We start from the raw sequence: 14,003 nt of genomic DNA on the forward strand, positions 1-14,003 counted from the left end.
GCGCGTGGTTAGCGCCCGCCCGCAAGGTGGATCAGAACTTCACGCCGACACGGGCGTACCATTCGGCCGGACGGCTGTAGGTGCCGTAGATCTGGCCGCCAGCGAGCTGCGCCTGACCGGTGGTCAGATAGCGCTCGTTGGTCAGGTTGGTGCCGCCAACCGCGAGATCCCAGTGATCGTTGGGTTCGCGATAGGTAATGCTGCCGTTGATAACCGTCGTCGCAGGACGGTTGAGCAGGAAGGTGCCTTCCGTGTCGTTGCGCATCGAACTGGTGCGGGTGATGTCACCCAGGAAGATCAGCTTGCCGTGGCTGCCGAGGCTCGCCTCGTAGCGCGGGCTGAAGTTGATCTTCCACTTCGGTGTCTTGGGAAGCAACGAGCCCACCTGCACGCCCGCCTGCAGACCGGACGGCGCAACCTGCGCCGGAGCCAGCACCGCAGTATACTTGGCGTCGGTGAAGCCCACCGAACCCGTGAGTGTCAGGCCGCTGATCGGAGCCGCCGTCATTTCCACTTCGAAGCCCTTGATGCGCGCATCGCCGGCGTTCTGAATGGTCGGCGAAATGCCCTGCTGGAAGTTGAGCTGAATACCCTTGTACTCGGTCAGGAACACCGCAGCATTGATCTGCAGGTGACGGTCGAGCAGTTCGGACTTTACGCCGCCTTCATAGGTGGTTGCCTTTTCCGGCCCGAAGCCCGGCGCATAAGGCAGCGGGTTCGACAGACGCGTGGTCCAACCGCCGGTCTTGTAGCCCTTCGACCAGCTCGCATAGACCATGACGTCCTGCGTGGGGTGGTACTGCAGGCCGACCTTGGGCGAGAAGTTGTTGAACACCTTCTGCTGCGTGCCCGCGATGTAGTACCGCAGCGGCTGCCCCGGATTGGGGAACTTGTTGTCGATACGGCACTGGTCGCTGATCGGATCGAGCGAGGCGCAGTTGGGATCGCCGAAAGCCTGCGCAAGCTTGTAGTTCAGGCCGTTGGCATCCGACTGGAAGCCCTCGAACGTCTTGTTTTCGTGCGTGTAACGGCCGCCGAAGGTAATGCCGAACTGGTCGTTGAACTTGTAATCGACCTGGCCGTAGAACGCATAGTTCTTCGTCGCGAGGTTGTTCGGACCATCGACCTGCAGCAAGCCCTCGGCGAAGGTCACGTAGTCGTGCAGATTGCCGGACTCGCGGAAGTAGTAGGCGCCGAGCACGTAGTTCAGCTTCTTGTCTATGGCATGGCCGGTGAGCTGAAGCTCCTCGCTGAACTGCTTCTGGTTCATGGTGAAGCTGGTGTGGAGGAAGTTCAGCGGCGAGTTGTCGAGATCCATGCCGACAGCCCAGTGCAGCTCGCGGTAGGCGGTGATCGACTTGATCGAGATGCTGTCCGAGATGTCGTAGTCCATCGTCAGCGCCCCGCCGCCCTGCTTCAGGCGCGAGAAGTTGTTGCCGTTGGCATACGAGGTGTCGATGTTGTTGGTGACGAAGCGGTTGTCATAGGGCAGCCGGTTGTTGTCCGGGTTGGCATCGGCGTTGACACCGAAGATCGACGGAAGATCGATAACCGAGTTCAGACCACCGCGACGGCCAAGGAATGCCACGGCGGGCGGGCCACCGATGAAGCTGTCGCACGCACCCGTAACGCCGCCCACGGTGACCTGCGGATTGCCTGCGATCGCGCAGTTGTACGTGCCTGCAAACACCGCCGGGAAGGTCGTGATGAGCTTGTTGGCGATCTGCGACGTGTCGGTGTTGCTGTAGTCCCCGCTCAGCGTTGCGCGGAAGGCGCCGCCGTTGTTGAAACGCAGCTTGCCGCGCAGGTTGTACGTGTTGTCACCGCCTTCGGTGCCGAGACCGATATTGGCGTAGCCCGCAGCCTTCATCGAAGTGATCGGATCCGAAGCGTAGTTCGAAGCGCCGGGAAATGCGATGCGGTGCAGGTAACCGCCGCGGCGGATAGTCGAGAAGCTGATCGACGAGGCCAGGCTATCCGTCAAAGGAATGTCGACCGTGCCCTTGGCCGAGAACAGTCCGTAGCTGCCGGTCATCGCGCTGCCGACGAAACGGAATTCCTTGCCCGGATCGTGCGTGACGATCGAGATCGCGCCGCCGATGGTGTTGCGGCCGAACAGCGTACCCTGCGGCCCCTTGAGCACTTCGACGCGCTCCACATCGGGCAGATCCTGGTTCGCACCGACGGAGCGGGCGAGGTAGACGCCGTCGAGATAGATGCCCACGCCCGGATCGATGTTGAACGCGAAGTCGTTTGCGCCGATGCCGCGGATATAGGCCGAAAGCACCTGGCTCGAACCCGAGAACGGCGTACCGGCGTCGAGCGTCACGTTGGGCGAGATGTTCGAAAGCGCAGCCACGCTCGAAACGGCGCGCTCTTGCAGCGCGGTCGAGGTGAAGGCCGAAATGGCAATCGGCACGTCCTGAACGTTTTCTGCACGCTTCTGCGCAGTGACGACGATTTCTTCAATGCCGCCCGACGGAGCACCTTCGGCCCGGGCCTGCGGGGCGGACTGCGCAAGGGCGGGGGTGGCCAGCGCGGCCGCCAGCACGGCAAGCGATACCGTTGTTTGTCTCATGTTGCTCTCCCTCAAAAGATGTCACTGCCCGCTTCGCCCCTCGGCGGCCGGACATGCGCATTCGAATTCATAGACCGTTCCGGACCCTTCCGCTTGCACTGGAGCGCAAGCCGATCAGGACTGAAGCGCAAACCTGCCTATTTCCTGCGCCATTCACGTGGTGAAACGCCAAAGCGCTGCCGAAACGCGCGGGCGAAATAGGCGCTGTCATTGAAGCCCAGTTCGAACGCTACCTCGGTAATGCTCGCCTCGGGCGCCGCACTGAGCCGTTCGGCTGCGCGGGCAAGGCGGCGCTCAAGGATATAGGCGCTCGGGGTGGTACCCATGCTTGCGAACAGGTTCTGGATCGTGCGGACCGAGATATTGCAAGTCGCGGCTATGCCTAGCGTACGGAGCCCGGGATCGGCGAGTTGTGCCTCGATCACGCCGAGCACCTGGCGGCGCAGCGCGCCATCAGGCGCGGCCTGATCCGGCCTTGTTGCGCCGCGCATGGCGAGCGCGATGAGATCGTAGAAGACCTGGCTCACCCCGTCCTGCCAATCGGGATCGGACAAGCCCTGCTGACTCTGCCGCCAGAGCGAGAGCAGGAAATCGTGGAACACGCGCGCGCCGGGGGTGGCGCCGCTCATGCGTTGGCGCAGCGCATCGTCGAGCCCGGGGAAGCGCTCGGCAAGAGGCGCGCGCGGGAATTCGACGACCAGAAGCTCGTGCGCGGCAAGGTCGATTGCATAGGCTTCATGCGGTGACGCGATGACGAAGTCCCCTGCCCCCAGCGCGGTCTCGGTGCCGCTCTGGCGGTGGATGCTCGAACCCCGGCACTGGAGGTGCAGGATCAGTCGCTCATCGGCGGTATAGCTCGGATCGCGGCCGACGAACGAAGCGGTGGAGCGGGGGCGGATCATCGAGAGATCGCCGACCTGCCAGGTCCACATCTCGCCGGTGAAATCCTCGCTCGCGCTTTTCACGTAAGTGCCGCTGTAGACGCGGTCCACAAGGGCGTTCCAGAACGCAAGCCGCTCGGGCGGGGCGATACCGTCGGTAGCAAACTTCTGCACTGCGGTCATGGCGGGGGCGTCCTTGTTGCAGCGAGGATCAGGCGGGGGCGAGTGTGCGGCGGGCCACCACCCGCGGGGCGGATTCGACAAGACCGAGCGCGCAGATCCCGGCGAGGATGCACAGCGCAAGCATCAGCCAGAGAGCGGCGGAGAGGCCGTAGACATCGGCAAGCGCGCCGGCGAAGAACGGACTGAGCACGCCGCCAAGCACTTCCCCGGTCCCCATCACCACGCCGGTGAGAGTGGCAGTCAGCCGCGGATCGACCGATTCCGAAGGGATCGTCGCCATGAACATCGGGAACAGGCCGTTGAGCCCCCATCCGAAGAAGAAGATCACCGCCAGCACCCAGGGCGAGCCTGTGTAGTAGAGACCGCCCAAGGGCAGTATCACCCCTAGGAACGCGAAGCCGATCATCACCGGACGGCGGCCGATCGCATCCGAGATCGCCGGGACAACGAAACTGCCGAGGCCCGCCGAAAGACCCAACGTCGCCATGAGCCAGCCCATCGTCTCGGGCGCGAAGCCGCGCACTTTAGTGAGGTATAGCGGCATGAAGGCCCAGCACACCACAAGGTAGGAGACGAGCAGCACCGAAATGATCGCGCAGAGCACGACATTGCGGTGGCGAAAGGCCTCGCTGAGCGGGACCTTGGGCCGCGCGTCGTCATGCGCCTCGGCAGGCGGCTCGCGCAGGGTGAACCAGATCAGAATGGCGGTGATCAGACCGGGCGCAGCGGCCAGGTAGAACCCCTCGCGCCAGCCATAGGCGGCTGCGACCGGCACGAGCAGCAGCGGTGCAAGGCCCGAACCAAGGAGATTGGAGCCAAGGTTCTGCGCCACGCCCATCGCCAGCCCGCGCCGTTCGGGCGCAACTTCGCTGACGATCATCGAGTGGCTGACGGGCATGACGCCGCCTTCCGCCGCGCCCATCAGCAGCCGGGCGCCGAGCAGCATGAAGAACGAGGAGGCAAGGCCCGAGGCGAAGGAGCAGAGGCAGAACGCGAGCGTTGCCACCACGACCACGGGCTTTCGCGAGCCGAGCTTGTCCGAAATGCGGCCCACCGCGAGGCCCGAGAGCGCCCAGGTCAGCGATAGCGCCGAACTGAACATGCCCACTTGTGTGTTGCTGAGGTGGAGATCGGGCTGCACGAACGGCATCAGGAAATTGAGCGCGTTGCGGTCGAAGAACAGGATGCCGAAGTTGAGGCTCAGTAGCCCGACAACCCAGGTTTGATAGCCGCTGCTGCCACGCTGCGAGGCATCCACACTGGACGAGAGGTGCGCGCCGCTCACAGGAAGGGCCTCACGGGACCGGTATGGCCGTCCCAGTTCTGCGCCGCTTGCCACTGTGCGGTGAACAGGATGTTCATGCCTTCGGTCGCCGGGATCAGCTCGAGGAAACCCGGCGCGGCGGGATCGGCGCTCTCGAGATAGGCGACCGAGCCGCCTGTCGGCACCGGGGCGCGAAAAGCGAGCGTGTGGCCGCGATCAAGGTACCCGGGAAGCGCTGCATCGACATCGGTGAACGCGATGCCAAAGTGGTGAAAACCGTAGCCCCGCGCCTCGATGGTTTCGCGGTAAACGGAGGGGTGATTATCGAGCGGCTGGATCAGCTCGATCTGCATGTGCCCGGCAAAGCCCATCGCGATGGCCACATCCGCCATGGACGGCGCGCCGCGATAGACTTGCCCCTCACCCAGAAAGTGTTCGAGCAGGAAGAAGGGCCCGGCCCCGCAATCGCGCTGGAAATGGGAGATTGCGGCATGGATATCCGCAACAACGAACGCGGTCTGCACCACGCCGCCGATGCGCTGTCCAAAGCCCAGAGCCAGATCCATGCCTTCTTATCCCCTACCTTCGTATCCGCCGTTTGCCCGGCTGGACTGTTATGCCTCGGGCCATGCGGCCCCGATGTTCAGAGCGTGATGACGACCTTGCCGAACAAGGCGCTGGAGGACTGGTAGCGGTAGGCCTCGACCGCTTCCTCGATTGCGAACGTGCGGTCGATCACCGGCTTGATGCCATGCGCATCGATGAAAGCATTGAGCCGGCTCGCCATGCCGCGCGAGCCGACGAAGATGCCGCGGATCGAGCCGCCCTTGAACATCAGCGGGTGCGGGTTGGTATCGCCCTCGCGGGTCAGCACGCCGATCAGCGCGATCTCGCCGCCGAAACCGACCGCCGTGATGCTCTGCTTCAGGGTGCCCGCGCCGCCCACTTCGACGACATGGTCCACCCCGCCGCCCGAAAGATCGGCCGCAGCCACGCCCCAGGCCGGCACTGCGCGGTAGTTTATCGTGCTGTCGGCGCCGAGCGCTGCCACGCGGGCGAGCTTTTCATCCGACGAACTCGTCGCGATCACTTGCGCCCCGGCTGCCTTGGCGATCTGCAGCGCGAGAAGCGAAACGCCGCCGGTGCCGAGCACCAGCACGCTTTCGCCGGGGCGCACCGGGTGCGGCCCTTCCATCAGCGCGTTCCATGCCGTTACGCCTGCGCAGGGGAGGCAGGCCGCTTCTTCGAACGAAAGGCTCTGCGCCAGCGGCACGACGCCGTGTTCGGGCAGGACGACGAGATCCTGCAACATCCCGGTTGCCGGCGGCGCACCCAGCGCAGGACCCGCGCCCGGGTTCGGTGGGCCATCAAGCCAGTTCTGGAAGAAGGTTCCAGCCACGCGGTCGCCCGGCTTGACCGAGGTAACCCCTGCCCCCACCGCAACCACTTCGCCCGCGCCATCGGACAGCGGCACGGTATCCACCGGCACAGTGCCGCCCATGTACAGTCCCTGCGGAATGATCTGGTCGCGGTAGTTGAGCGAGCACGCGCGCACACGGACCAGCACTTCGCCGTGGCCCGCCTGCGGCTCGGGCACATCGAGCAGCGCCATATCGTCCAGCGACGAAGCGCCCGCCCGGATTACCCACTGCCGCATACCTTTTGCCTCCTCTTCTCCCAGGCCGGGATAGTCGCACAGGAGGCTGTCAATTTAATCAGCAACACAAACAGATTTCACAGGATGCAATCAAAACGCACCGCGCCGCGCAAGTGCCGGATCAGGCGGGATTTCCTGAAATGCCAACGCCCACCGATTGCGCGGCGACAGCATGTCCGATCGCTTGCGCCGTCTGGTGCAGAGCGTCGAGATGCCGGTGCATCACGCCTTCATCGGTTCCGCGCTTGGCGGGCCACGTCAGGTTGATCGTGGCAATCGGCGCGCCGCTTGCGACAATAGCGACCGCCATCGAACGCCGCCCATCGCGCAGCACAAGCTGCTTCGACCGGTCTGGCCAGGGGTGCAGCGGTTCGCGCAAGGCATAGCCTCGCTCGCGGGTTTCCTTGAGGATCGCGCGGAGATCGTCCTCGCTCCCCGGCGCGGCATCCTTGGGGCGCAGCCGCGCGATGATCGCTTCGCGCTCGCTCTCGTCGCACGCGGCGAGATAGGCGCGGCCCGTGGCGGTGTGGATATAGGAAAGCTTCACACCCACTGGCCCGAGAATGGCGGAATCGAGCCGGAACAGTGGGCTGTTGGTCTCCAGAATTTCCATATGATCAAGGCGCGGAACGCCCAGCACCGAAGGCCATGCCACCTTGGTCGAAAGTGCTTTCATGTAGGGCGAGGCGATCTCGGCAATTTGCTCGACCGCACTTCCCGTGCCGCGCGCTGTCGCGCCGAGGTGCGGGAGATAGGCGCCGTCCGCAAGGCGCTGCCAGACGAGCCCCTTGCGCCCGAGCGTGAGCAGCATGCGCAGCAAAGTGGCCTTGGGAAGCTTCAGCGCCTGATGCAGTTCATGCAGGCTCACCGCGCGGCGCGCCTGCACTTCGAGCAACACGTCAAGCCCGCGCTCAAGCGCGCGCACCGTCTTTACCTTGCGTTCCAGCATAGCCTCTTCCCGGTGCTTGCTCCGCGGCGTGGGACCCTGCGGCCCATCAGCGTGTTTCACCTTATGCAACGCGCACATTGCATACCGTGGTGCAAAGTCAACCGCGATGACGCACTCTTGAGAGAGGGAGACAAGGGATAGCCATGGCCGAGACCACAAGCCCGAGCGTCATGCTCATCGTGACGCAGGACACCAAGGAAGAGGAATCGCGCTTCGTTCGCGCGGTGCTGGAAGCGGCGGGCGTGCGGGTCATTCACCTGGATCCGAGCGTGCGGCGGACTGTCGGCGGGGCAGAGATTTCGCCCGAAGACGTCGCGGCTGCGGCCGGCATGACCATCGAGGACGTTCGCGCACTCGGCCACGAAGGCAAATGCCAGGACGCGATGATCCGCGGCTCCATCGGTGCGGCGCACGCGTGGAACGCGAAGGACCCGGTTTCGGGCATTCTCGCGGTCGGCGGCTCGATGGGTTCGGCACTCGCCGGCGCGCTGATGCAAAGCTTCCCCTATGGCCTGCCGCGCATGATCGTCTCGACGATGGCCTCAGGTTTCACCAAGCCCTACATGGGCGTGCAGGACATCGCGATGATGAACGCGGTGACCGACATTTCCGGGCTCAATTCGATCAGCCGCGACGTGTTCCGCAATGCCGCCAACGCGGTGGCGGGCATGGCCCGGGGCTATGACCCCAAGGCGGCGGCGGAAAGGCCGCTGGTGCTGATCACCACGCTCGGCACCACCGAAGCGAGCGTAAAGCGCATCCGCGAGGCGCTGGAAAGCGATGGCTGCGAGGTCATGGTGTTCCACTCCTCCGGCGCGGGCGGGCCGACGCTCGACGGGCTGGCCGCGGGCAAGGACGTGGCCCTGGTGCTCGACCTTTCGCAGACCGAGATCATCGATCATATCTTCGGCGGGCTCGCCGATACCGGGCCGGATCGCGGCCGCGCGGCTCTGCTCAAGGGCATCCCGACGATCCTTGCGCCGGGAAACGCGGACTTCATCATCGGCGGCCCCATCGACCTCGCGCGCCAGCAGTTCCCCGGGCGGCGCTATCATGAGCACAACCCGCAGCTGACCGCCGTGCGCACGACGTTCGAGGATCTCAAGAAGCTCGCCGATCACCTCGCCGCCAACGTGCGTGATGCCACGGGGCCGGTGCGCGTGTTCACCCCGCTGCATGGTTTCTCCAACCACGACAGCCCCGCCGGACACCTCATGGACCCGAGCGTGCCGCCGCCGTTTGCCGAATATCTGCGCGCCGTGATGCCTGCCGAAGTGCCGGTCACCGCAATCGACGCCCACTTCAATGACACCGCCTTTTCCGATGCGATCATCGCCGCCTCGCGCGAGATGCTCAGCCTCGCCAAGGCCTGAACGGATACCATGATGAGCGACGACCTGCCGCTGACTGCCGAAGATATCGCCGAGATTGCGGCGATCATCGAGGCCTCGCCCTACCGCGAGCTGGATATTTCGACCCGGCGGTTCCGCCTGCGGCTCGCGCGCGGGGACGGCGCGGAAGCCGGGCTGACGCAGGAATGGCAATGGGCCGGTAGCGCGCCTGAAGCAGCAGCTGCGGTAGCGGAGCACGCCGCCGATCCGGACGCAGTCCCCGCGCCGCTCCCCGGCACGTTCTACCATGCGCCGCAGCCCGGTGCGCCGCCGTTCGTGGCCGTGGGTGATGAAGTGGGGCCAGAAACGGTGGTCGGCATTGTCGAGACGATGAAGCTGATGAACCCGGTCCACGCCGGACGCACGGGCACGGTCGCCGAAATGCTCGTGCCCAATGCCACGATGGTCGCAAAGGGCCAGCCCCTCCTCCGGCTCGCCTGAGCGCAAAGGCCAGAATCATGATCCGCCGACTGTTCATAGCCAATCGCGGCGAAATCGCGCTGCGGGTGATCCGCACGGCCAAGGCGATGGGGATCACCACCGTGCTCGGCGTTTCCAGCGCCGATGCCGCCTCGCTCCCCGCGCTGATGGCGGACGAAACTATGCTACTGGGCCCGGGGCCGTCCGCGCAGAGTTACCTGTCCATCGACAAGGTTGTCGCGGCGATGGTCGCAGCAAAGTGCGATGCGGTGCATCCGGGCTACGGTTTCCTGTCTGAAAATGCCGCTTTTGCCCGCGCAGTTGCGGAGGCGGGGATCCGCTTTGTCGGGCCCGATATCACCACCCTGGAAGGCATGGGCGACAAGCTTGCCGCGCGCGCTCTTGCGCTGGAGGCTGGCCTTCCGGTGCTCCCCGGCGGCGATGCGGCAACGCGCGAGGCGGTCCATGCCCGCGCTGCCGAGATCGGCTATCCGCTGCTGCTGAAAGCCGTGGCGGGCGGCGGCGGGAAGGGCATGCGGCGGGTCGACCGCGCCGAAGACCTCGATACCGTGCTCGATATGGCGCAGGCCGAGGCGCAGGCGGCGTTCGGCAACAGCGCGGTCTATGTCGAGCGGTTCGTGGCCAAGGGTCGGCATGTGGAAGTGCAGTTGCTGGGCGATGGCACCCGCGCCATCCACCTCGGCACGCGCGATTGCTCGATCCAGCGGCGGTTCCAGAAGCTCGTCGAGGAGGCCCCTGCCCCCGCCATGCCGGATGAAGCGCGTGCGGGGATCGAAGAGGCCGCGGTGCGCCTCGCGCGGCATATCGGCTATCGCGGCGCAGGAACCGCCGAGTTCCTCGTCGATGCGACCGATTTCTCGTTCTATTTCCTTGAGCTCAACGCGCGCATTCAGGTCGAGCATCCGGTGACCGAGGCGATTACCGGCGTCGATCTGGTCGAGCAGCAATTGCTGGTCGCCTCGGGCAAGCGCCTCACGCTGACGCAGGCGATGGTGCGCCCGGTCGGCCATGCCATCGAAGTGCGCATCAACGCCGAAGACCCGGACGCCGATTTTCGCCCAGCGCCGGGCCGGATCGCGCGGGCGGCCTGGCCTGCGGGACCGGGCATCCGGGTCGATACCCATATCGCGGCAGGCGGTGAGGTGCCGCCGTTCTACGATTCCCTGCTCGGCAAGCTGATCGTCCATGCGCCGAACCGCGAGGAAGCGGTTGCGCGGCTGCAGGCAGCGCTAGCCAGCATTCGCATCGAAGGCGTGCCCACCACCGCCGGGCTCCAGGCCCGCATTGCCGCCGATCCGCGCTTTGCAGCGGGCGGGGTCGACACCGGATTTCTGACAGGACTTGCCCAATGACCGCATTGAAGTTGGTCGACGTGACCATGCGCGATGGCAACCAGAGCCTGTGGGGCGCCACGGGGCTCAACACAGCGCATATGCTGCAAGCTGCCGCGCTGACGGAAGCCTGCGGGTTCCGCGCGATCGACTTCGTCTCGTCAAGCCACATGGCGGTGGCGGTGCGGTACTTCCAGAACAACCCATGGGAGCGGCTGCGGCGCATGGCGGCGGCAATGCCGACAACGCCGCTGCAGTTCATCACCACCGGCCTGCGCTTCATTGCCTGGCAGCAGGCGGACCCGGAGTTCATGCGGCTCGTCTACCGCGCGCTGCAAGTGAACGGCGTCGGCCGCTTCGTGCTGCTTGATCCGATGCACGAGGTTCCCGCGGTGATCGAGGCGGCGCGGCTGGTGAAGGAAGAAGGCAGCGCCGAGGTGATGTGCGCCCTCACCTTCACGCTCTCAGAATTTCACACCGACAAGTTCTACGCCGATTTCGCGCGTGCTGTAGGCCAGAGCCCGGATATCGACCTGTTTTACATCAAGGACCCTTCAGGCCTGCTCTCGCTCGACCGGGTGCGCACACTGGTGCCGGCGGTGAAGGCCGCGATCGGCAATCGGCCGCTCGAGATCCATGCCCATACCACGATCGGTCAAGGCATGCTCTCCAGCCTCGAGGCGGCCAGGCTCGGCATCTCGGCCATCCATGTCGGCATCGGCGCGGCGGGAGATGGCTCCTCGCTGCCCGAAGCAAACCGCATGCTCGCCAATCTCGACGAAGCGGGCCACACGGTCGACATCGACCGCGCAGCGCTGGCGAAGCTAACCTCCTACTGGAACCGCCTCGCGCTCGCGGAAAACCTGCCATTCGGGCAGCCGCAGAACTTCGATGCGAGCTTCCTGCGCCACCAGATCGCCGGGGGCGTAATGACGACGACTGCGCGCCAGCTCGCGGAACTCGGCCTTGCCGACCGCCTTCCCGCCGTGATTGCCGAGACCGAGCAGGTGCGCGCGGAGCTTGGCTATCCGATCATGGTCACGCCCTTCCCGCAGATGGTCATGAGCCAGGCGCTGTTCAACGTGATCGGCGAGCGGCGCTATGCGCAAGTTTCCGATCAGGTGATTCGCTACTGCCTCGGCAAGTTCGGCAAGCCGACCTCGCCGATTGACCGCGATGTGCTGGCCGCGATCATGGACCGGCCGCGCGCGCGCGAGCTGGAAAACGAGCCGACTTTCCCCGCGCTTGGCGATCTGCGCCGCCAGTTCGGCCATGCCATGCCCGACGAGGAATTCCTGCTGCGCGCGGTGATGCCACCCGAGCAGGTCGATGCCATGCTCGCTGCGGGTTCTTCGCGCGCGACCTATACGCCCGAGGCCGCGCCGGTCATCGCGTTGCTGCGCAAGCTGGCCGCCAAGCCGACCGCGCGCGACCTCGTTATCGAGCGTGGTTCCTTCCGCCTAGCCCTTCACGCCGGAGCCAGCCTGTGACCATTTCCCAAGAGAACGCCGCGCGCCTAAAGGATGCGGCAGGCTATGTGTTCGACATGGACGGCACGATCGCGCTCGGCGACGCGCAGAGCGGCGGGCACAATGCCCTGCCCCATGCCGTCGCGCTGCTGGAAGCACTGAAGGCGCGCGGTACGCCCTTCGTCGTTTTCACCAATGGCACGGCCAAGCCGCCAGCAGCCTACGCGGCTTCGCTGCGCAAGGCCGGCTTTCCGGTCGAAGATGCGCAGATGCTGACACCTTCGTCCTCCACGGCTGACTGGCTCAAGCGTACTGGCATGGGCAAAGTGCGCGTGCTCGGCAATCCCGGCTGCCGCGCGCCGCTCGATGATGCTGGCCTTGATGTGGTGGGGCCGGACGAGGCGGCAGAGGGTGTCGAGGCAGTCTACACCGGCTGGTTCCGCGAGTTCGATTTTCCCGCGCTCGAAGCGGCCTGCGATTCGCTGTGGAAGGGCGCAAAGCTGCTCACCGCGAGCAACGTCCCCTTCTTCGCCACCGCCAATGGCCGCGCGATCGGTGTTAGCTATCCGATCAACGCGATGCTGACCGCGATGACCGGCAAGCGTCCGCGCATCCTCGGCAAGCCCTCGCGGGTCGCCTTCGATACAGCGCGGGTGCTGATGGGGCTGCCGCGCAGCGCAGCGAAGCAGATGGTTGTGGTGGGCGATGATCCTGCGCTCGAAATGCGCATGGCCAATGCCGTCGGTGCGCTGTCGGTGGGCATGGCGACGGGGATCATGGCGAAAGGCGTAGAGCTGCCTGAACGTGACCGGCCAGCTGTGCTGCTCGACAGCCTCAAGCCGCTGCTCGATATTCTGTAAACTCGCCCTCCCCCAGGGTCGCTCATGCTGAGCTTGTCGAAGCATCATACATGACCGGAGCAGAGCCAGCAGGCCCCGAACTTCGCTATTCGGTGCCCTGCGGCTCGTCGGTGATCCGGCCGGCGTGCCAGAGGTAGAGACCCGCACCGATGATGATCGCTGCGCCCAGCAGCGCAGTCGCGTCAGGCGTCTCGTGGAACAGCAGCCAGCCATAGAAACCGGCCATGATCAGCTGGAAATAGGTCATCGGCGCGACGGTCGCCGCGCCCGCGCGCGAGGTTGCCATGTAGATGAGCGCGTGGGCGCTACTGCCCGTCACCGCGATCATCGCGCTCTTGCCAATGACGCTCCATGCCGGCGGGCCGACATGGAGGATGGCAATGCCGCTGAAATGGCCGATGGCCGTGAACAGCAGCAGGAACAGCGTTGCGAAGATTGCCACGTTGACTTGCATGGCCAGCGCCGAACCGCGCCCCAGAACAGCCCGATTGCCGATGATCAGCAGCGACATGCCCATTGCAGCCAGAAGCGGCAGCATCGCCGCCGGGCCGATCACCGCGAAATTGGGCCTGAGTACGATCAGCACGCCGGCAAAGGCAACGATGCTGGCGATCCATGTCTCGCGCCGCATCGGCTCGCCGATCAACGCGGCAGCGAGCAGCGCGGTTACCATCGGGCTGGTGAAGGAAATCGCCGTCGCCTCGGCAATCGGCATGATCTGTACTGCGGTGAAAAACGTCGTGGCGGAGAACGCGACCCCGAACCCGCGCGCGGCGTGCCAGCCCATGCGGTCCATGCGAAAGCCCGCCCAGCCTTCGCGCAAGAGCAGGATTGCGCCAAGGCCCAAGGTGCCGAAGACATAGCGCAGCGCCGCAATCGCAGGCCCCGGCCAGAGCCCGGCCATCGATTTGACCAGCGTGTCACCCGTGGAAAGAAACGCGAAGCCGCCGAGGGCAAACAGCAATGCCGCCGCTTCGCTGCGTTTGTCTGCCAAGTCAG

General features: G+C 65.3%; 12 protein-coding genes. 5 read left to right on the forward strand and 7 right to left on the reverse strand.

Translation table 11 applies throughout. The features are described 5' to 3' along the window. Positions 1 to 31: 31 nt before the first annotated feature. The 6 genes from ACO056_RS12375 to ACO056_RS12400 all read right to left on the reverse strand — a co-directional run bounded on the left by ACO056_RS12375 (position 32) and on the right by ACO056_RS12400 (position 7,512). Entirely contained in the window at positions 32 to 2,578 is a 2,547-nt protein-coding gene (locus ACO056_RS12375) for a TonB-dependent receptor (protein ID WP_421847137.1), read from the reverse strand. A 137-nt stretch (positions 2,579 to 2,715) separates the two neighbouring features. Further along, the gene (locus ACO056_RS12380) at positions 2,716 to 3,642 is read right to left on the reverse strand and encodes a helix-turn-helix domain-containing protein (protein ID WP_421847139.1); all 927 of its coding nucleotides are present in this window, start codon (positions 3,640 to 3,642) and stop codon (positions 2,716 to 2,718) included. Positions 3,643 to 3,670: 28 nt separating this feature from the next. After that, on the reverse strand, positions 3,671 to 4,927 hold the full coding sequence (locus tag ACO056_RS12385; RefSeq protein ID WP_421847141.1) for an MFS transporter: 1,257 nt from the start codon (positions 4,925 to 4,927) through the stop codon (positions 3,671 to 3,673). After that, complete coding sequence (locus tag ACO056_RS12390) at positions 4,924 to 5,472, reverse strand: VOC family protein (protein ID WP_421847143.1); 549 nt, start codon at positions 5,470 to 5,472, stop codon at positions 4,924 to 4,926. The genes ACO056_RS12385 and ACO056_RS12390 overlap by 4 nt, the downstream gene beginning before the upstream one ends. 77 nt (positions 5,473 to 5,549) lie before the next feature. Continuing rightward, positions 5,550 to 6,563: a zinc-dependent alcohol dehydrogenase family protein gene (locus ACO056_RS12395; RefSeq protein WP_421847145.1), complete on the reverse strand. Its 1,014-nt coding sequence runs from the start codon at positions 6,561 to 6,563 to the stop codon at positions 5,550 to 5,552. Between the two features lie 121 nt (positions 6,564 to 6,684). Continuing rightward, the gene (locus ACO056_RS12400) at positions 6,685 to 7,512 is read right to left on the reverse strand and encodes an IclR family transcriptional regulator domain-containing protein (protein ID WP_421847147.1); all 828 of its coding nucleotides are present in this window, start codon (positions 7,510 to 7,512) and stop codon (positions 6,685 to 6,687) included. Positions 7,513 to 7,655: 143 nt separating this feature from the next. On the opposite strand from ACO056_RS12400, the gene ACO056_RS12405 reads away from it, so the two are divergent. From ACO056_RS12405 to ACO056_RS12425, 5 genes are read left to right on the forward strand one after another with little or no spacing between them, the layout of a single operon-like run. After that, on the forward strand, positions 7,656 to 8,885 hold the full coding sequence (locus ACO056_RS12405) for a Tm-1-like ATP-binding domain-containing protein (protein ID WP_421847149.1): 1,230 nt from the start codon (positions 7,656 to 7,658) through the stop codon (positions 8,883 to 8,885). Between the two features lie 12 nt (positions 8,886 to 8,897). After that, the gene (locus tag ACO056_RS12410; RefSeq protein WP_421847151.1) at positions 8,898 to 9,344 is read left to right on the forward strand and encodes an acetyl-CoA carboxylase biotin carboxyl carrier protein; all 447 of its coding nucleotides are present in this window, start codon (positions 8,898 to 8,900) and stop codon (positions 9,342 to 9,344) included. Positions 9,345 to 9,361: 17 nt separating this feature from the next. Continuing rightward, complete coding sequence (locus ACO056_RS12415; protein ID WP_421847153.1) at positions 9,362 to 10,696, forward strand: acetyl-CoA carboxylase biotin carboxylase subunit; 1,335 nt, start codon at positions 9,362 to 9,364, stop codon at positions 10,694 to 10,696. Further along, positions 10,693 to 12,165, forward strand: coding sequence for a biotin carboxyl carrier protein (locus ACO056_RS12420; RefSeq protein ID WP_421847155.1), 1,473 nt, complete (start codon positions 10,693 to 10,695; stop codon positions 12,163 to 12,165). The genes ACO056_RS12415 and ACO056_RS12420 overlap by 4 nt, the downstream gene beginning before the upstream one ends. Continuing rightward, positions 12,162 to 13,004 carry an HAD-IIA family hydrolase gene (locus ACO056_RS12425; protein ID WP_421847157.1) on the forward strand — a complete coding sequence of 281 codons (843 nt, stop codon included), beginning with the start codon at positions 12,162 to 12,164 and terminating at the stop codon, positions 13,002 to 13,004. Before ACO056_RS12420 ends, ACO056_RS12425 begins: the two co-directional genes overlap by 4 nt. Before the next feature lie 85 nt (positions 13,005 to 13,089). Here the strand turns inward: ACO056_RS12425 and ACO056_RS12430 are convergent, their stop codons facing one another. Then, entirely contained in the window at positions 13,090 to 13,998 is a 909-nt protein-coding gene (locus ACO056_RS12430; RefSeq protein ID WP_421847159.1) for a DMT family transporter, read from the reverse strand. Positions 13,999 to 14,003: the final 5 nt, after the last annotated feature.

The sequence above is a fragment of the Novosphingobium sp. genome (assembly GCF_965228995.1).
GTDB lineage: Bacteria > Pseudomonadota > Alphaproteobacteria > Sphingomonadales > Sphingomonadaceae > Novosphingobium.

Excerpts from the sequence above, each read along its gene's own strand:
- ACO056_RS12375 (WP_421847137.1), bottom strand. The coding sequence starts at position 2,578 with ATGAGACAAACAACGGTATCGCTTGCCGTGCTGGCGGCCGCGCTGGCC.
- ACO056_RS12380 (WP_421847139.1), bottom strand. The coding sequence starts at position 3,642 with ATGACCGCAGTGCAGAAGTTTGCTACCGACGGTATCGCCCCGCCCGAG.
- ACO056_RS12390 (WP_421847143.1), bottom strand. The coding sequence starts at position 5,472 with ATGGATCTGGCTCTGGGCTTTGGACAGCGCATCGGCGGCGTGGTGCAG.
- ACO056_RS12395 (WP_421847145.1), bottom strand. The coding sequence starts at position 6,563 with ATGCGGCAGTGGGTAATCCGGGCGGGCGCTTCGTCGCTGGACGATATG.
- ACO056_RS12400 (WP_421847147.1), bottom strand. The coding sequence starts at position 7,512 with ATGCTGGAACGCAAGGTAAAGACGGTGCGCGCGCTTGAGCGCGGGCTT.
- ACO056_RS12405 (WP_421847149.1), top strand. The coding sequence starts at position 7,656 with ATGGCCGAGACCACAAGCCCGAGCGTCATGCTCATCGTGACGCAGGAC.
- ACO056_RS12410 (WP_421847151.1), top strand. The coding sequence starts at position 8,898 with ATGAGCGACGACCTGCCGCTGACTGCCGAAGATATCGCCGAGATTGCG.
- ACO056_RS12415 (WP_421847153.1), top strand. The coding sequence starts at position 9,362 with ATGATCCGCCGACTGTTCATAGCCAATCGCGGCGAAATCGCGCTGCGG.
- ACO056_RS12420 (WP_421847155.1), top strand. The coding sequence starts at position 10,693 with ATGACCGCATTGAAGTTGGTCGACGTGACCATGCGCGATGGCAACCAG.